Origin of the sequence: Mesorhizobium sp. M0633, assembly GCF_040320645.1 — a bacterium.
GTDB lineage: Bacteria > Pseudomonadota > Alphaproteobacteria > Rhizobiales > Rhizobiaceae > Mesorhizobium.
Genome location: NZ_JAMYQC010000008.1, coordinates 201,790 through 217,628, shown reverse-complemented (window position 1 = coordinate 217,628; position 15,839 = coordinate 201,790). Strand labels below are relative to the sequence as shown.

Below are 15,839 nucleotides of genomic sequence, written 5' to 3'. Positions count from 1 at the left end.
CCACAGCTCCTTCCTTGAATGGCTCAAGGATATGTTATAGAAATATAACATGTCAAGCCAATCGCGAGACGACAATGTTTTCAAGGCGCTGGCGCATCCGCGCCGGCGTGCGTTGCTGGACCGGCTGAAGGATGCGCCGCAGACCACCGGCATGTTGTGCGATGCCTTCCCCGACATGGACCGCTGCACGGTCATGCTGCACCTGAAGGTGCTGGAGGAGGCCGACCTGGTCGTGGCGCGGCGCGAGGGGCGCGAACGCTGGAACCATCTCAACGCGCTGCCGATCAAGCACATCCACGACCGCTGGATCAGTCAATATGCCACGCACGCGATCAGCATCCTCGACCGGCTGAAATCCGATCTTAAGGGATGAAAGGTTTGCCGAAGCCTGCCGATTTTCGGATCTTGAAAGCCTTGCGTGCCGGCAGCAATGGCGCGGCTGGACGAATTGAGCCGATTTATCTATAAGCCGGCCATTCCGACAGCGAGCGCCGTCCGTCCGTCAGGGACGCAGCAGGACGTTCTGAAATTTTGAATTCGAGCATTTTTGCAAGATGCCGGGTGGTTCACCAGGCGGCAGATGCTCTAGCCGAGAAGACGACAGGGGTGCCATGGCTGGCCATTCACAGTTCAAGAACATCATGCACCGCAAGGGCCGCCAGGATGCGGTGCGGTCTAAAATGTTTTCCAAGCTGGCGCGCGAAATCACCGTCGCCGCCAAGAGCGGCACGCCCGATCCATCGATGAACCCGCGCCTGCGCCTTGCGGTGCAGAACGCCAAGGCGGTGTCGATGCCGAAGGACAATATCCAGCGCGCCATCAACAAGGCGTCGATGGGCGATGCCGAGACCTACGAAGCCGTGCGCTACGAGGGTTACGGGCCAGGCGGCGTCGCGCTGATCGTCGAGGCGCTAACCGATAACCGCAACCGCTCGGCGTCGAATGTGCGCGCCGCCTTCACCAAGGCCGGCGGGGCGATGGGCGAGACCGGCTCGGTATCGTTCATGTGGGACCGCGTCGGCGAGATCTACTATCCGGCATCGGCCGGCAGCGCCGAGAAGGTGATGGACGCGGCGATCGAGGCCGGCGCCGACGATGTCCAGTCGGACGAGGACGGCCACACGATCTATTGCGCCTTCGAGAATCTCGGCGAAGTGTCGAAGGCGCTGGAAGGCGCGCTCGGCGAGGCTGAATCGGTGAAGCCGATCTGGAAGCCGCAGACCAATATCGCGGTCGACGAGGAGCGGGCACAATCGCTGATGAAGCTGGTTGCGACGCTCGAGGACGACGACGACGTGCAGAGCGTCTACGCCAATTTCGAGGTCGACGAGGAGACCTTGGCGAAGCTCAGCGCGGCATGATCCAACAGGCGCTGCCCACAGTCCGCATCACCTATTGCACCCAGTGCCAGTGGCTGCTCAGGGCCGGCTGGATGGCGCAGGAGCTGCTGTCGACCTTCGGCACCGATCTGGGCGAAGTGACGCTGGTGCCCGGCACCGGCGGCATCTTCACCATTTCCTGCAATGACACGCTGGTCTGGGACCGCAAGCGTGACGGCGGTTTTCCCGACGCCGCAAAGCTCAAGCAACTGGTTCGCGACGTCACCGATCCGGATCGCGATCTCGGCCATGCCGACCGCAAGGGCGATAAGTCAAAAGACCCTGCCTGACGGCCTTTTAGGACTTCCGTCCTGCATTCACCGCCATGCGAAGATGAAGCAGCCCAGCGCCATGATGGCGGTGATAGTGCGGACGTGGTTCCACATCACCCAGTCCCTGAGATAGGTGGCCCACACGGCGGCGCCGTTGGCGCTTGCCGGATCGACGGCGGCCAGGGCGTTGTTGAGCGGCACGTTGAACATCATCGTCACGATCGGATTGCCGACGACATAGATCAGGGCGCCGGCGAGAAGCCAGAACGAACCCGGTTGGCTCCAGCCGATAAGAGCGCCGGCGGCGAGGACAAGACAGACCAGCCCGGTGCCGAAAAGTGCGGTCATGAATGTCGGCGTGATCACGGTGATGTTGATGGAATTCATGGCGGCGATGCCGCCTTCGGCAGGCAAGCGGGCGAGCGCCGGCATGATAAAGTTGGAGAAGGCGAAGAAAACGCCGCCGACAACGCCTGAGCCAATGGCAGCGACGAAAGCAAGGGTGGGAAGCAGTTTCATGATCATGTCAGTTGCTCCGGTTCGGGGTTCGACAGTTTGATTGGCGTGTCGTTTAAAAAATGTGAGCGATCCTCACATTTGCAAAACGTGATAAACCCTCGTATTTTGTCAGTCAAGCCATTTTTCTGGAGACAGTCATGGAAGGCACCGCTGCACCGGGTTCCCGCAACGAGCAGGCCGCATCGCCGCGCCGGGCGCCGAGCCAGCAGCGCAGCCGCGAGCGGGTCGAGCGCATGCTGGCCGCCGCCTCGGCGCTGATCGCCGAGCAAGGCAGCGACGCCATGCGCATGGGCGAGGTTGCGGAGAGGGCCGGCGTGTCGATCGGCTCGCTCTACCAGTTCTTCCCCGACAAGAGAGCGATCATCTGGGCACTGGCCGAACGTTATACCGCCGAAAGCCAGGCCTGCATTGCCGCGGCACTTGCCGACGTCAGTGACGCCGACGGCTTGCGCAAGGCGTTTTCGGAGTTGGTGGATATCTATTACCGGTTGTTCCTGGCGGAGCCGGTGATGCGCGACATCTGGTCGGGCACGCAGGCCGACAAGGCGTTGCGCGAACTCGAGCTTGCCGATAGCCGGGCCAACGCCGAATTCCTCACCACAGTGCTGAAGCGGCTGCGGCCGTCCGCCGATTCGGAAGCGCTGGAAACGACGTCATTTCTCATCTGGCAACTGGGCGAGGCCACCATGCGGCTGGCGATCTCGGTCGGGCGGCAAGAAGGCGACAGGCTGGTCGCAGCCTACAAGCGCATGGCCCTGCGCGAGTTGCTCGGCGAGTAGGGCCGTATTTTCGCAACAAAAAACCCGCCACGAAGGCGGGTTTTTTGATCTGCGAAACGCCAATGCGGCTTAGAGGCCGAAACCTTCGAAACGCTTCTTGAACTTCGACAGGCGGCCGCCGCGGTCGAGCAGGGTCTGCTGGCCGCCGGTCCAGGCCGGATGGGTGGTCGGGTCGATGTCGAGGTTCATCGTATCGCCTTCCTTGCCCCAGGTCGAACGGGTCATGTACTCGGTGCCGTCGGTCATGACGACCTTGATGGTGTGGTAGTCGGGATGGATATCGGTCTTCATGGGTCTGTTCCTGGCTTGCCGGGTGCTGCCGACGGGCTGAAGCCTGCGTCGATGCGCCCCTTTTTAAAACTCGAAGCCGCAGCTATTGAGGAGCCACGGCTTCTAAAACGGTCGGCGAGCCTATACATCAGCCGGAATTGAATCACAAGGCCGCGGCAAGCGCATATTGATGGCGCAAACCCCAAAGGGCCAAAGGAAACGGTCATGGCGAACATCAGCGGCGATGCAGACGAGCGCAGGCGCTCGCTGAGGCCGCTGCAGCGCCTGTTTCCCTACATCACCCATTACCGCAAAATGGTCATCGGCGCGATCGTCTCACTGGCCGTCGCGGCGGCGACGACGCTGGCGCTGCCGCTGGCCGTGCGGCGGATGATCGACCACGGTTTTTCCGCTTCCGATTCCAGCTTCATTGCCGAATATTTCGCCATGCTGGTGGTGATGGCCGCCGTTCTGGCGGCGGCGTCGGCCAGCCGCTACTATTTCGTCATCACGCTCGGCGAGCGCGTCGTTGCCGATATCCGCCGCGATGTCTTTGCCCACGTCACCACGCTGTCGCCCTCCTTCTTCGACACGGCCCAGTCGGGCGAGATCGTCTCGCGGCTCGCCGCCGACACGACACAGGTCAAATCGGCCGTCGGTGCTACCGCCTCGGTGGCTTTGCGCAACGTCATCCTCGGCCTTGGCGCCGTGGCGATGATGGTCTTCACCAGCCCAAAACTGTCCGGCCTGGTCATCGCGGCCATTCCGCTAATCGTGCTGCCGCTGGTCGCCTTCGGCCGCTCGGTGCGGCGCAAGTCACGGCTGGCGCAGGATACTCTGGCCAATGCCACCGCCTACGCCAGCGAGCAGATCGGCGCGGTGCGCACCCTGCAGGCCTTCACCAACGAGAAGCTTGTAACCGGGTATTTTTCATCCGCCGTGGAAGCAGCGTTCGAAGCGGCGCGGGCCTCGATCTTTGCCCGCTCGTTTCTCACCTTCTTCGCCATCTTCATGATCTTTTCCTCGGTCGTGGCGGTGCTATGGTTCGGTTCGCGCGACGTGCTCGACGGCACGCTGTCGCCAGGCACGCTTGGCCAATTCCTGCTCTATTCGGTGTTCGCCGCCGGCGCGCTCGGCGCCCTGTCGGAAGTCTGGGGCGAACTGTCCCAGGCAGCGGGCGCTGCCGAACGGCTGACCGAGATCCTGGCCGAGAAACCGGCGATCCAGGCGCCCGCCGATCCGAAGCCGCTGCCGGCAAAGGCGAGAGGCGCGATCAGTTTCGACGATGTCTCCTTCTCCTATCCGGCCCGGCCCGACCGCGCCGCCGTCCATGGCCTGAGCTTTCAGGTCAAACCCGGTGAGACGGTGGCGATCGTCGGGCCATCCGGCGCCGGCAAGAGCACGGTGTTTTCGCTGCTTCTACGCTTCTACGATCCGGAGGCCGGCAGGACCGTCATCGACGGGGTCGATCTGCGCGAGGCCGATCCGGCCGCGATCCGCGCGCGCATCGCCATCGTGCCGCAGGACGTCACCATCTTTGCCGCAAGCGCGCGCGACAATATCGGCTTTGGCCGGCCGGGCGCCAGCCAGGCCGAGATCGAGGCGGCGGCGAAGGACGCGCTTGCCGACGAGTTCATCCTGAAACTCGAAAAGGGCTATGACAGCCAGGTCGGCGAGCGCGGCGTGACGCTGTCGGGCGGCCAGCGCCAGCGCGTGGCGATCGCCCGCGCGATTCTGCGCGATGCGCCCATCCTGCTGCTCGACGAGGCGACCTCGGCGCTAGATGCCGAAAGCGAGACGCTGGTGCAGACGGCGCTGGACCGGCTGATGAAGGGCCGCACCACGATCGTCATCGCCCATCGGCTGGCAACCGTGCTGATGGCCGATCGCATCCTGGTCATGGATGGCGGCCGCATTGTCGAGGAAGGCACGCATCAGAGTCTGGTCGCCAAGGGCGGCATCTATGCGCGGCTGGCCAAGCTGCAGTTCGATACCGGGGCGAATGCTTTCAGGGGCGCGGCCGAGTAGCATCGCTCCATCCCGATGAAATCGGGATGAGGCTCCATCTTCTTGTTTGACCATGATCTTTTCCGAAAACCGGCGTCCACTTTTCGGGATCATGGTGCCCAGCGGCGGCCGAGATTCTTCAGCTACCGAAAGCTCGGCGTTTGCCGCGTCGATAGGCGATGAACAGGGGAACACCGACAAGCAACGACAACAAAAGCATGCTGGCGACGGTCTGTCGCTGCTCCTTTGCCGGATCGCTGAGCTGCACATCGGCAGGCGGCTCTTCATAGGTAAAATCGTACTGCCAGCGAACCTGGTCTGCGAGGTCATCGACGGTTTTCAGATAATCGGCAATCGCCTTGGCCGGTACTTCAGTCGCCAGCGTCTGAAAGTTCCATTCAACTTGCAATTCGGTGGGCGTGTTGGACCAGGATGCCTTGAGAGACAGATAGGGCGTCACGACGTTTTTCATCGACTCGCCGGAAAACCTCGCCTTGAGGTTGCGCACGGTCACCTTGTGGCGGCGGTAGAACTGGGGGCCGAGGGAGACGGGCCCGGTTCGGTCGACGATTGTCGGGGTTGGAAGAGAGTTGTTGCCGAGATCGGCCGCGCGGATCGGGAAATTCTTTGCCAGATCGTTGGCCGCCAGCGCCTCCGCCGGCAAGCGATAACTTTCCTTCACGCTCACTATGTTGCCGTCGCGGCGATCCACGATTTCCGGCTTGGCGATGGTTTGGATGCCCGGATATTGCTTGTTGTAGTATTTCAGGTAGGCGTCCGACACCTCGCTCAGCGACCTGCTGGCGAAATTGCCGCGCATCCAATCGGCATCGGCGTCCTCATATGTCGAGAAGACCGTCAGCACGAGGGGATCGCCCGGTTTCCGCGGAAAGTCGAATTCCTCGGCGATCTGGATCGACGGGCTGGTAAGCACAGGGCTCGGCATCTTCTCCAACCCGCCGGTGCTGGAAAGCGGCAGCGCGAAGCCGTAGTCCGGCTGTGCGAGATTGTGCGCCCTGCCGCCCTGAAGATAGTTCGTGGCGTCCAGCCAATATGTCTTTGCTCCGATCCTTGCCTTGACGATGGCATGGTCGAAATCGCGGAGCGCCGGCAGATGCTGGTCCAGGGCCCGTCCCTCGTCGAGATCGGCCAAGGCGACCTCGGCAGCAATGCCAAGCCGCACAAGCGACGAAACCAGCAGCAGGGCCTTGTCCTTGCAGTCACCGAACCCGCTCAGGATAACCGTCGCGGGATCACGCGGAACGTAGGAACCGGCACCCATCGACAGGCTTACATAGCGGATCTGGTCCTGCACCAACCGCATTGCCTCGACCATCCGGTCTTCGGGCACCGGATGCCGCAGAGCGATGTCGTCGAGCTTTGCGGCAAAAGCCGGGGGAAAAACGGTCGCTGGCTTGTAATAGGGCGCAACGGCATCGACCACACTTTGCCAATTCGCGGTAGACGCGACATCGACGGAGCCCCAGCCTGGATAGGTCACGGGCAGGTTATCCTCGACATTGACCGGTTTCGGGTTTGGAATTTCCCATAGATAGGTGGTGTCCGGCCCAGTCGGGGAGATTGAGGGCTTAAGTCGGGTTCCCCTTGTCTTGATCTGGAGCGGCTGGCCCGAAGGCCAAATGATGCTTGTGCGGATAAGCGCTACCGGCTCTTCCCATTCGGTGGAGAAATTCTTGAAGAAAAGGTCCTTGCCGACCAGCGGTGTTACTTCGTAGGTCGACCCGTAATCGACGATGTCGCCGGCACGCACGTCATCGATGTTGACATGTGCTGTCAGCCAGCCGTCGAAGACGCCTTTCTCGGCGTCTCTTTCCCTGCGGAAGATGTCGAATTCGACGCCTTCCAGCCGGTCCAAAACGGCACCATCGCGGATGATGTGAAGATGGTTGAGCGTGACCTTGTGCCGGGACGGATCGAACTGCAGATCGATACTCGCGCCACGATCCAGGCCGGGACGGTCGACGATTTTATAGACGGTGCGCGAGTACTCGACATAGCCGCCGGCGCGATGCTTGATCTGGTCGTCCGAGAGCAGCCATGAAACGCCATTCTTGATTTGATCCGATCGGGTGGGATCGGCAGCCGGAATATCAAGCTGCTTTACCCAGCTTTCTGCCGGACCCTTGAGAACCATGTCGTCGGACATGGCCGGAGAACTCAGGCCGATCAATAAGATGAAAAATACCAAGCGGGGCCAGAAAGACTTCATCCTATGAAAACTGTAACAGACAGACATCTACGCTCGCCCAACTTGGAAGAACTCCTTTTTCAGAGGCTTTCCCACCAAAGTAAAGGCCAGTTTCGCGGATTTCTGCAGTCACCGCGGCAAGAACCTGGAATAGACGAAGCGGCTCAGTTCCCGTACCGCTTCTTCAGATGGTCAGTGAAATGTGCGGCATCGAGCTTTTCGCCGGTAGCGCGTTCGAGCAGTTCCGGTGTCGACCAGCGCGAGCCTTGCGACCAGATCCTTTTGCGGCGCCAGTCGTTGATCGCGGCGAAATCTCCCTTGGCGAGGTCTTCGTCGGCTGAAGGATGATCCCTGGTCAGCGCCGCCCATTGCTGCGCCGCCATCATGGCGCCCAGCGTGTAGGAGGGGAAATAGCCGAAGGCGGCACCCGGCCAGTGGACGTCCTGCATCGGACCGTCAGCCGGATTGTCTGATGTCGACAGGCCGAGATAATCGCGCATCTTGGCATCCCAGGCTTCGGGCAGGTCGGCTGCTTCCAGCCGTCCCGAGACAAGCTCCTGCTCCAGCTCGTAGCGCAGGATGACGTGCAGCGGATAGGTGACCTCGTCGGCATCGACGCGGATCAGGCCGCGCTCGACCCGGTGTACATGCGGCAGGATGTCGTCGATCGTCCAGCTCTCGCCGAGGTGTCTTTCGACCACCGGCAGCGCCCAGCGCCAGAATTCTGGATTGCGGCCGATCTGCTTTTCGACGAACAGGCTCTGGCTTTCATGCACCGCCATGCCGCGCGCTCTGCCCAGAGGCCAGTGCGCCCACGCCTTCGGCAGGTTCTGCTCGTACAGCGCATGGCCGGTCTCGTGCAGCACGCCCATCAGCGCCGACAGGAAATCCGAGGTCTTGTAGCGGGTGGTGATGCGCACGTCGCTCGGCACGCCGCCGCAGAAGGGATGGTGCGAAACCGACAGCGAGCCGTGGGTGAGGTCGAAGCCGACCGCCGCCATCATGGCGAGGCCAAGCTCGCGCTGCTTGTCCAAGGGGTATCTGCCGGAAAGCGGCTTCAGCGGATGTTTCGCCAGCCGCTCTTCCTGCACGGCCAGTGCCTCCGGCACGAAGCCTTTCAGGAAGGTCTTCAACTCGACAAACACAGGCGTGATGTCGGCGGCGCGATTGCCCGGGTCATATTGCTCCATGAGCGCGTCGTAAGGCTCGAGCCCGAGCACCTCGGCGCGAAGGGCCGCCTCCTCGCGGACCAGCGCCACGACGCCTTCGAGCGCCGGTAGGAAACCCGCCCAGTCGTTCTTGGCGCGCAGGTCGCGCCAGAGCTGCTCGGAGCGCATGCGCGCGGTCGTCTGGCGCTCGACGAACTCGACCGGCAGGCAGGTCAGGTTGGTGTATTGCCGGCGGAATTCCCTGACCGCGGCCTGCTGCTCTTCGTTCAGCGCCTCCTGCTCGGCCGCCGCGATCCAGTCGGCAATCTCCGGCGCAGTCGCCCGGGCATGGTGCATGCCCGCAAGCGCCGACATTGCCTCTGCGCGCTTCTCGCCGCCGCCGACCGCCATATGGGTCGCCTCGTCGGCGCCGAGGATGGCGAGGGCGTGTTCCAGCGCTTCGAGCTTGTGGCCGAGGTCGTCGAGTTTTTGAAAGGACATTGTGGGTTCCGCTGATTTGACGGCGGAAAAGATACCAATGCAAAAGTGTTGGCAACCCCGAAGCCGTCCGCGATCGACGCATCGACTGCCAGCTGCAACGGCCGAAAAGCATCTTGTGGAAGCGGTGGCGTGCGTGGTCAATGTCGTCCGGCGGCGGCAGACCGCGATGCGGAGACGAAACATGATCGCCAATGTGCTGGTCGGGCTGGTGGCCGTGATCCACCTCTGCATCGTCTATCTTGAGATGGTGCTGTAGGACACGCCGCGCGGCCATATGGTATCCAGGCTGACGCCGGAATTCGCCAGGGCCTCGAAAGTGCTCGCGGCCAATCAGGGGCTTTACAACGGCTTTCTCGCAGCCAGCCTGATCTGGGGCTTTACCTCGGCGAAGCCGGTTTCCAGTAGTCTTCTTCCTGCTCTGCGTCGCCGTCGCCGGCCTTTACGGCAGCGACGGCGGGCCGTAAAATCCTGTTCATCGAGACAGTGCCGGCAGCGCTGGCGCTGATTGCACTGGCGGTGGGCTAGCGCATGATCCCTGAACCGAAAGCTGGAACGGATCATGCGCAAATCAATTGCCACAGCGCCGGGCACTGCGGCCGATTTCAGCCGCCTGGATAAGTTGGGCCATAGCCGTTGGGATAGTATCCGCCATCGGCGCCGTTGCCGATGAGGAAGGCACTGCCGCTGTCAGCGCGCAGCTTTTGGCTGACATCGTCGAGCTGCGCCAGCAACTGCTGATATTGCGTGCTCGGCATGGTTCCATCGCGTGCGGCCCTCTGGGCGGCCCGATCGAGTTGAGCGACCTGCGTGCGCAAGTCACGTGCCTCGCCCGGCTCGAGCTTGTTCGCCCGGATGGCGCCCTGGATACCCGTCTCCACACTCTGGATCTGATTGATCAAGGCCGTCGCACGCGGGCCGGCGTGAGCGCCAGCAAACGGAACGGCGAGGAGAAGTGTGGCGAGCGTAGCAGTCCTGAGATTCGTGGGAGCGAAGAAGCGCATGGTTGCGTCTCCTTTACTGGGGAAGGCGGTGGTTGGGAGGGTCTTGCCTTCCGGCCGCGGGCCGTCAGGTTCCGTCGCGTCGCGATGAGCGGTTCCACCGCCGGCGGTTCTCGGCCCATGACCAAGGCTAAAAGGCCATGGCGGCAAAGTGTAATTAAAAAAAGGTAATTTTTTTCAGCTCTTGCCGCTGCCGCACCAGTGCCCTAAATGCCGCCGACTTGAGCCGGCTCGACCTGGCCCGACCTGGCGCATGATACAAGCCAAAGGCCTGCAGATCACCGCTCGGTCAGCTTCAACTCGATGCGGCGGTTCTTGTTGCGCGCCTCTTCGGTATCGGCGGGGTCGAGCGGCTGGAATTCGCCGAAGCCGGCCGCGACCAGCCGGTTGGCCGGCACGCCGTTCTCGATCAGGAACTTGACCACCGATGTCGAGCGCGCCGTCGACAATTCCCAATTGTCGCGGTAGCGGCCGGTGCCGGAGAGCGGCTTGTTGTCGGTGTGGCCATCGACGCGCAGCACCCAGTTGATCTCCGGCGGGATTTCCTTTTGCAATTCGATGATGGCATCGGCGAGCTTCTTCATCTCGACCTTGCCGGCATCGTTGATCACCTCGGAGCCGGTCGGGAAAAGCACTTCCGACTGGAAGACGAAGCGGTCGCCGACGATACGGATGTTCTCGCGGTCGGCGAGAATTTCACGCAAGCGGCCGAAGAAATCGGAGCGGTAGCGGTTTAGCTCCTGCACGCGTTGCGCCAGTGCGACGTTGAGGCGGCGGCCGAGATCGGCGATCTTGGTGTTGGATTCGCGGTCGCGCGTTTCGGACACGTCGAGCGCTTGTTCGAGCGCTGCGATCTGCCTGCGCAGCGCCGAAATCTGCTGGTTGAGGATCTCGACCTGGCTCAGCGCCTGCTGGCTGATCTGGCGCTGGCTGTCGAGCTCGCCGGAAAGTGCCGTCGCGCGCTGGTTGGCGGCATCGCCGGCACCGGCGCCTTGCGCCAGCAATTGCTCGAGCCGGCTCTTTTCCGCCTCCGACGCGGACAGCGACGCCTGCAAATTGGCAAGGGTGTCCTCCTTGTCCTGCGTCGTCGAGCGCTCCAGCGCCAGAAGCTGGGTCAACTCGTTGATCTGCGAGTTGAGGCGGTTGAGCACCGTGTCCTTGCCGGAGATCTCGCGGCCGAGCAGGAACTGCGCCAGCACGAAAACCGTGAGCAGGAACATGATCGCCAACAGCAGCGTCGACAGCGCATCGACGAAGCCCGGCCAGTAATCGATGCGGCGGTCGGAGCGCCGGCCTCGTGCCAACGCCACGTCAATGCACTCCAGGCTTCTTCAAGGCGTCGGCGATCTTCTCCAGGGTGTTGCGCATCGCCTTCTGCTCGTCGGACTGGGCCTCGACCCAGTCGCGCATGATCTGCTGCTCCGAGCGCATGTTCTTGACCAGGCCGGAAATGCCGTCGGCGAGATTGGCCATGGCGGTGGCGACGCGCGGATTGGAGCCGCCGCCATTCTCCTGCAGAGTGCGCAGCTTTTCCGACAACAGCCGGATTTCCTCGGAGGGTTCGGTCTTGGCCGCGTCGGCAACGACGATGTCGGAGGACAGGTCGGTGACCGAGGACAGCCAGTTTTCGAGTTCGGTATAGAAGCGCGTCTGGGCGCGGCCGGCCTGCAGGTCGAGGAAGCCGAGCACCAGCGAGCCGGAGAGGCCGAACAGCGAGGACGAGAAGGCGGTGCCCATGCCGGCCAACGGAGCGGAAAGCCCCTGCTTCAGGGATTCGAGCACGGCCGCGGCATCGCCGGTGCCGGGATCGAGCGACTCGATGGTTTCGCGGATCGAGCCGATCGTGTTGAGCAGGCCCCAGAAGGTGCCGAGCAGGCCGAGGAACACCAGCAGTCCGACAAGGTAGCGCGACGTGTCGCGGCTTTCGTCGAGCCGGGTGGCGATCGAATCCAGCATGGTGCGCATCGAACTGGTCGAGAAAGCAATCGTCGAGGAGCGGCCGATCATCGCCTTCATCGGCGCCAGCAACACCGGTTCGGTGGTTTCGGAACCGGCGCGGAACGAGTTGACCCAGCGCACCTCGCGGAACAGCCGGCCGACCTGGACGAAGGCCAGCAGGATGCCGACCGCCAGCACGCCGATGATCAGGCCGTTGAGGCCGGGATTGGTGACGAAGGCGGTCGAGATCTGGCGGGTCAGGATGGCGGCGATGAAGGCCACGATGAACAGAAAGATCACCATGGTCAGCAGAAACACCTGCGGGCTCGACAATTTGTGCGGGTCGTAGATCAGAACGTCGGAGCGCCTGCCCATGCCGAAGGATCTGAGAAGAGTCATCCGTGCCCCGTTTCCGATGCCGTCGCCGCCGATCAATTTGTGTTTGCGACTCTAAACGGAATTGTGACGAAATTGAATGGCGCTTGGCAATATTGCCACTGTCCGCGACCGGAGGTCAAAGCCGGTTGATGACCAGGCAGTCGACCATGGCGGCCAGATGCAGGCCGGCGCCGGTGACGACAAAGCCATGCCACAGCGCATTGTGGAAGCGCAGGCCCTTCCAGGCGAAGAAGATCACGCCACAGGAGTAAACGATGCCGCCGGCAACGATGAGCGCGATCGATGTCGCCGGCAGCGTCCGCACGAGCGGCTCCACCAGAACGATACCGCTCCAGCCGATGGCTAGGTAGAAGACGATCGCCAGCCGGTCGAAACGGCCGGGAAGAAAGACCTTGATGGCGATGCCGACCGCCGCGGCGGTCCAGACCAGGACGATCATGGAAACGGCGAGCGGCGAGCCGCCGAGCTGGGCCAGGAAAGGCGTGTAGGTGGCAGCGATCAGCAGATAGATCGCGGCATGGTCGAAGCGCCGCAATATCCATTTTGCCGGCGACGACACCGGCCAGACATTGTAGGCCAGCGAAACCGACAGCACGGTGAGCAGCGAGACTACATAGAAGGCGGCGGCGACGTATTCGCCGGGGCCGGTTCGATAGGCGGCCAGTGCCAGCAGCGTCGAGCCGGCAGCGATCGCCAGCACGATGCCCACGGCGTGGACAATGCCGTCGGCGATGATCTCGGCGCGCGAGTAATGCCAGCGCCCCATAAAGGGAATGTCGAGCTGGGAGAGTTCGCTCTGGGGTTGGGGCCGGCTGTTCGTCATCGATGATCCTGCGCCACCTTATCTGGGCGGCCGCGGGACAGTATTTCAAGCTTTGGTTGCGGTTTTGTGACTGCGGCGGTTCAGCGCGGCGTGCCTCTATCAGCCGGCTGAGAGTGGCCTTTTGATAGTCTTCAACAGCGCGCGCTGGATGAGTTCGTTGCCGGCGACCAGTGAACCGGCGTTCAGCACATCCTGTCCCCCGGCGAAATCGGAGACGAAACCGCCCGCCTCGCGGATCAGCAAAATGCCGGCGGCGACATCCCAGGCCGACAGGCCGGTTTCCCAGAACCCGTCCATGCGGCCGGCGGCGACGTAGGCGAGATCGAGCGAGGCGGAGCCGAGACGGCGGACGCCAGAGACCTCAGCCATGACATTGCGCAACTCGATGAGGAAATTGCCGTGCTGGCCACGCCCGAGATGCGGCATGCCGCAGCCGATCACCGCATCGACCAGCTTGGTGCGGCCGGCGACGCGCAGCCGGCGGTCGTTCATGAAAGCGCCGCCGCCGCGCTCGGCGGTATAGAGCTCATCCATCGCCGGATTGTAGACGACGCCGGCGACGATCTGGCCCTGGCGCTCCAGCGCGATCGAAACGGCAAAGAGCGGAATGCCGTGCAGGAAATTGGTGGTGCCGTCGAGCGGGTCGACGATCCAGCGGTGCTGGCCGTCGTCGCCCTCGATCACGCCGCGTTCCTCCATCAGGAAGGCGTAGCCGGGCCGCGCCTTGGAGAGTTCGGCAAAGACGATGTCTTCGGCCTTGCGGTCGGCCTGGCTGACATAGTCGCCCGGCCCCTTCATCGAGACCTGCAGGTTCTGCACTTCGCCGAAGTCACGCGACAGCGAGCGGCCGGCCTTCATTGCGGCCTGGACCATGACATTGAGGATCGCGGAACGCGCCATTGCTGTTCTTCCTGTCGCTGCGCCTATTTGCCTTGACGCATCATCTTATCCAAAAAGTCTGCAACTCTTTGGGATCGCGCCTTAGTCGGCGCGGCGCACGTAAGTGATTTCGTTGGTATCGACGATGATGCGCTCGCCCGAGCCGATGAACGGCGGCACCAGCACGCGGATGCCGTTTTCGAGTATCGCCGGCTTGTAGGACGAGGCTGCCGTCTGGCCCCTCACCACCGGGTCGGCCTCGGTGATGGTCAGCGTCACCTGGTCGGGCAGCGAAATGCCGATCGGCCTTTCGTCATAGAGCTGGACCGTCACCATCATGCCGTCCTGCAGGAAGGCGGCGCGATCGCCGACGAACTCCTTTTGCAATTCAAGCTGCTCGTAGCTTTCGGTGTCCATGAACACCAGCGCGTCGCCCTGCTCGTAGAGGAAGGAAAAATCCTTCAGATCGAGCCGGATCTGCTCGACCGTCTCGGCCGAACGGAAGCGCTCGTTGAGCTTGGTGCCGTTGATCAGGTTCTTGAGTTCGACCTGGTTGTAGGCGCCGCCCTTGCCGGGCTTGACGGTGTTGGTCCTGACCGCCACCCAAAGGCCGCCATCATGCTCGATGACGTTGCCGGGACGGATTTCGTTGCCATTGATCTTGGCCATGGTGAGGTGATCCGGAAATGAGATGATCGCCGCAAAGGGCAATTTGGCGCCTCCAAGACCACAAATCGCCAGCAGAGGCAAGGAGCGCCTTCCGATGAAGCGGGAACGAAGCTGGCCCGGCAGTGCGCCGTGGCGGCCTCAGTCCGCCCTGACAGTCGCGGTGACGGCCTCGGTCACTGCGTCGGCGACCTCTGTCAAAAGATGCAGGTGCGGCGACCGCAGGACGACAATTCGCAGCGACAGCTCGAGGCCGGGAGCGTCGACCAGGGCAATGCCCTCCGGCAGCTTTTCCCGCAGCAGCCGCGTGGGCAGCAGACCAAGGCCTTGGCCTCGACGAACCCAGTCGATCTGCAGCGCGCCGTCCTGAATCTCGGCGCCGACAGTCAATCTGTTCCCGCCCTCAGCAAGGGCAGCCGTCAGCCGCCGGCGCGCGTCGCAGGGTTCAGGGCTGAGGACCCAGGGCATGGTCTTGACGTCGGCTTGCCGGCCGGTGCTTTCGGCAGCGATGATGCCGAGGGGCTCGGTTCCGACAACGCCGTCTACGGTTTTGGAATTGCTGCCGTCCAGTATGAAGGCGAGGTCGAGCTGTCCGCGCTTGTGCTGGTCGGCCAGCTCAAGACTCCAGCCGCTCTTCAGACGCAGCGAGACCTTCGGAAACCGCGCCACGGCATCACCAATGGCGGCGGCCACGGCTTTGTCGCAAAGTCCATGCGCGAGGCCGAGCCGCAGCAGGCCCTCCGGCTCGTCGCCCTTGGCGAATGATCTCAGCGCGGCGACGGCGGCGAGAATTTCCTTGCCGCGTGCCAGCACCTCTACGCCGGCCGGGGTCAGTCGCGACGGCTTTAGCCGGCGGTCGAGCAATTCCGTGCCGAGCATCTCCTCCAGCCGCTGGATCTGGCGGGTGACGGCCGGCTGCGTCAATGGCAGGCGTTGCGCCACCTTCTGAATCGAACCCTCCTCGGCAAAGAGGGCCAGTGTTTTCAGTTCTTCAAGCACGACACACCCAAACATGTCAGAGAAGCATAATTATCCTGAACATTATGAATTTG

At 62.7% G+C, this 15,839-nt stretch carries 16 protein-coding genes and 1 pseudogene; 6 read left to right on the top strand and 11 right to left on the bottom strand.

What is annotated here, in order from left to right; all coding sequences use genetic code 11:
- The first annotated feature begins 49 nt into the window (after positions 1–49).
- From NKI47_RS11490 to NKI47_RS11480, 3 genes are all read left to right on the top strand, one after another.
- Positions 50–373: an ArsR/SmtB family transcription factor gene (locus NKI47_RS11490; protein WP_352569576.1), complete on the top strand. Its 324-nt coding sequence runs from the start codon at positions 50–52 to the stop codon at positions 371–373.
- Positions 374–611: 238 nt separating this feature from the next.
- Complete coding sequence (locus NKI47_RS11485) at positions 612–1,361, top strand: YebC/PmpR family DNA-binding transcriptional regulator (RefSeq protein ID WP_352540320.1); 750 nt, start codon at positions 612–614, stop codon at positions 1,359–1,361.
- On the top strand, positions 1,358–1,669 hold the full coding sequence (locus NKI47_RS11480; RefSeq protein ID WP_352590004.1) for an Rdx family protein: 312 nt from the start codon (positions 1,358–1,360) through the stop codon (positions 1,667–1,669). Before NKI47_RS11485 ends, NKI47_RS11480 begins: the two co-directional genes overlap by 4 nt.
- Positions 1,670–1,696: 27 nt before the next feature.
- On the opposite strand, the gene NKI47_RS11475 is transcribed toward NKI47_RS11480, so the two are convergent.
- Positions 1,697–2,176, bottom strand: coding sequence for an anthrone oxygenase family protein (locus NKI47_RS11475; RefSeq protein ID WP_352590001.1), 480 nt, complete (start codon positions 2,174–2,176; stop codon positions 1,697–1,699).
- Between the two features lie 131 nt (positions 2,177–2,307).
- On the opposite strand from NKI47_RS11475, the gene NKI47_RS11470 reads away from it, so the two are divergent.
- On the top strand, positions 2,308–2,949 hold the full coding sequence (locus NKI47_RS11470; RefSeq protein ID WP_352589998.1) for a TetR/AcrR family transcriptional regulator: 642 nt from the start codon (positions 2,308–2,310) through the stop codon (positions 2,947–2,949).
- Positions 2,950–3,018: 69 nt separating this feature from the next.
- Here the strand turns inward: NKI47_RS11470 and rpmE are convergent, their stop codons facing one another.
- Entirely contained in the window at positions 3,019–3,240 is a 222-nt protein-coding gene (rpmE, locus tag NKI47_RS11465; protein ID WP_006327661.1) for a 50S ribosomal protein L31, read from the bottom strand.
- Between the two features lie 204 nt (positions 3,241–3,444).
- Here rpmE and NKI47_RS11460 point away from each other — a divergent pair, with 204 nt between their 5' ends.
- A complete protein-coding gene (locus NKI47_RS11460; protein WP_352589995.1) occupies positions 3,445–5,247 on the top strand; it encodes an ABC transporter transmembrane domain-containing protein in 1,803 nt (600 codons plus the stop codon).
- A 118-nt stretch (positions 5,248–5,365) separates the two neighbouring features.
- On the opposite strand, the gene NKI47_RS11455 is transcribed toward NKI47_RS11460, so the two are convergent.
- Together NKI47_RS11455 and NKI47_RS11450 are read right to left on the bottom strand one after the other, a co-directional pair.
- Positions 5,366–7,393, bottom strand: a complete 2,028-nt coding sequence (locus NKI47_RS11455; RefSeq protein ID WP_352589993.1) for a DUF3857 domain-containing protein — start codon at positions 7,391–7,393, stop codon at positions 5,366–5,368.
- A 206-nt stretch (positions 7,394–7,599) separates the two neighbouring features.
- The gene (locus NKI47_RS11450) at positions 7,600–9,084 is read right to left on the bottom strand and encodes a carboxypeptidase M32 (protein WP_352454909.1); all 1,485 of its coding nucleotides are present in this window, start codon (positions 9,082–9,084) and stop codon (positions 7,600–7,602) included.
- A gap of 181 nt (positions 9,085–9,265) precedes the next feature.
- On the opposite strand from NKI47_RS11450, the pseudogene NKI47_RS11445 reads away from it, so the two are divergent.
- Positions 9,266–9,609 (top strand): annotated as a pseudogene (locus NKI47_RS11445) (DUF1304 domain-containing protein).
- A gap of 77 nt (positions 9,610–9,686) precedes the next feature.
- Here NKI47_RS11445 and NKI47_RS11440 read toward each other — a convergent pair.
- The 7 genes from NKI47_RS11440 to NKI47_RS11410 all read right to left on the bottom strand — a co-directional run bounded on the left by NKI47_RS11440 (position 9,687) and on the right by NKI47_RS11410 (position 15,786).
- Positions 9,687–10,085, bottom strand: coding sequence for a hypothetical protein (locus NKI47_RS11440; protein WP_352589991.1), 399 nt, complete (start codon positions 10,083–10,085; stop codon positions 9,687–9,689).
- 275 nt (positions 10,086–10,360) lie between these two features.
- Entirely contained in the window at positions 10,361–11,392 is a 1,032-nt protein-coding gene (locus NKI47_RS11435; protein WP_023678020.1) for a peptidoglycan -binding protein, read from the bottom strand.
- 1 nt (position 11,393) lies between these two features.
- Complete coding sequence (locus NKI47_RS11430; protein WP_023678019.1) at positions 11,394–12,419, bottom strand: MotA/TolQ/ExbB proton channel family protein; 1,026 nt, start codon at positions 12,417–12,419, stop codon at positions 11,394–11,396.
- 115 nt (positions 12,420–12,534) lie between these two features.
- Positions 12,535–13,242 (bottom strand): PAQR family membrane homeostasis protein TrhA, encoded by a 708-nt coding sequence (gene trhA, locus NKI47_RS11425; protein ID WP_023678018.1) that lies wholly within the window; start codon positions 13,240–13,242, stop codon positions 12,535–12,537.
- A 99-nt stretch (positions 13,243–13,341) separates the two neighbouring features.
- Positions 13,342–14,142 (bottom strand): inositol monophosphatase family protein, encoded by an 801-nt coding sequence (locus tag NKI47_RS11420; protein WP_023678017.1) that lies wholly within the window; start codon positions 14,140–14,142, stop codon positions 13,342–13,344.
- A gap of 81 nt (positions 14,143–14,223) precedes the next feature.
- Positions 14,224–14,790, bottom strand: coding sequence for an elongation factor P (gene efp / locus NKI47_RS11415; RefSeq protein ID WP_023678016.1), 567 nt, complete (start codon positions 14,788–14,790; stop codon positions 14,224–14,226).
- A gap of 138 nt (positions 14,791–14,928) precedes the next feature.
- On the bottom strand, positions 14,929–15,786 hold the full coding sequence (locus tag NKI47_RS11410) for a LysR family transcriptional regulator (RefSeq protein WP_352589989.1): 858 nt from the start codon (positions 15,784–15,786) through the stop codon (positions 14,929–14,931).
- Positions 15,787–15,839 lie beyond the last annotated feature (53 nt).

Bases quoted from the DNA above. Each gene is read 5' to 3' on its own strand.
- NKI47_RS11490 (WP_352569576.1), top strand. From the start codon at position 50: ATGTCAAGCCAATCGCGAGACGACAATGTTTTCAAGGCGCTGGCGCAT.
- NKI47_RS11485 (WP_352540320.1), top strand. From the start codon at position 612: ATGGCTGGCCATTCACAGTTCAAGAACATCATGCACCGCAAGGGCCGC.
- NKI47_RS11480 (WP_352590004.1), top strand. From the start codon at position 1,358: ATGATCCAACAGGCGCTGCCCACAGTCCGCATCACCTATTGCACCCAG.
- NKI47_RS11475 (WP_352590001.1), bottom strand. From the start codon at position 2,176: ATGATCATGAAACTGCTTCCCACCCTTGCTTTCGTCGCTGCCATTGGC.
- NKI47_RS11470 (WP_352589998.1), top strand. From the start codon at position 2,308: ATGGAAGGCACCGCTGCACCGGGTTCCCGCAACGAGCAGGCCGCATCG.
- rpmE (WP_006327661.1), bottom strand. From the start codon at position 3,240: ATGAAGACCGATATCCATCCCGACTACCACACCATCAAGGTCGTCATG.
- NKI47_RS11460 (WP_352589995.1), top strand. From the start codon at position 3,445: ATGGCGAACATCAGCGGCGATGCAGACGAGCGCAGGCGCTCGCTGAGG.
- NKI47_RS11455 (WP_352589993.1), bottom strand. From the start codon at position 7,393: ATGTCCGACGACATGGTTCTCAAGGGTCCGGCAGAAAGCTGGGTAAAG.
- NKI47_RS11450 (WP_352454909.1), bottom strand. From the start codon at position 9,084: ATGTCCTTTCAAAAACTCGACGACCTCGGCCACAAGCTCGAAGCGCTG.
- NKI47_RS11440 (WP_352589991.1), bottom strand. From the start codon at position 10,085: ATGCGCTTCTTCGCTCCCACGAATCTCAGGACTGCTACGCTCGCCACA.
- NKI47_RS11430 (WP_023678019.1), bottom strand. From the start codon at position 12,419: ATGACTCTTCTCAGATCCTTCGGCATGGGCAGGCGCTCCGACGTTCTG.
- trhA (WP_023678018.1), bottom strand. From the start codon at position 13,242: ATGACGAACAGCCGGCCCCAACCCCAGAGCGAACTCTCCCAGCTCGAC.
- NKI47_RS11420 (WP_023678017.1), bottom strand. From the start codon at position 14,142: ATGGCGCGTTCCGCGATCCTCAATGTCATGGTCCAGGCCGCAATGAAG.
- efp (WP_023678016.1), bottom strand. From the start codon at position 14,790: ATGGCCAAGATCAATGGCAACGAAATCCGTCCCGGCAACGTCATCGAG.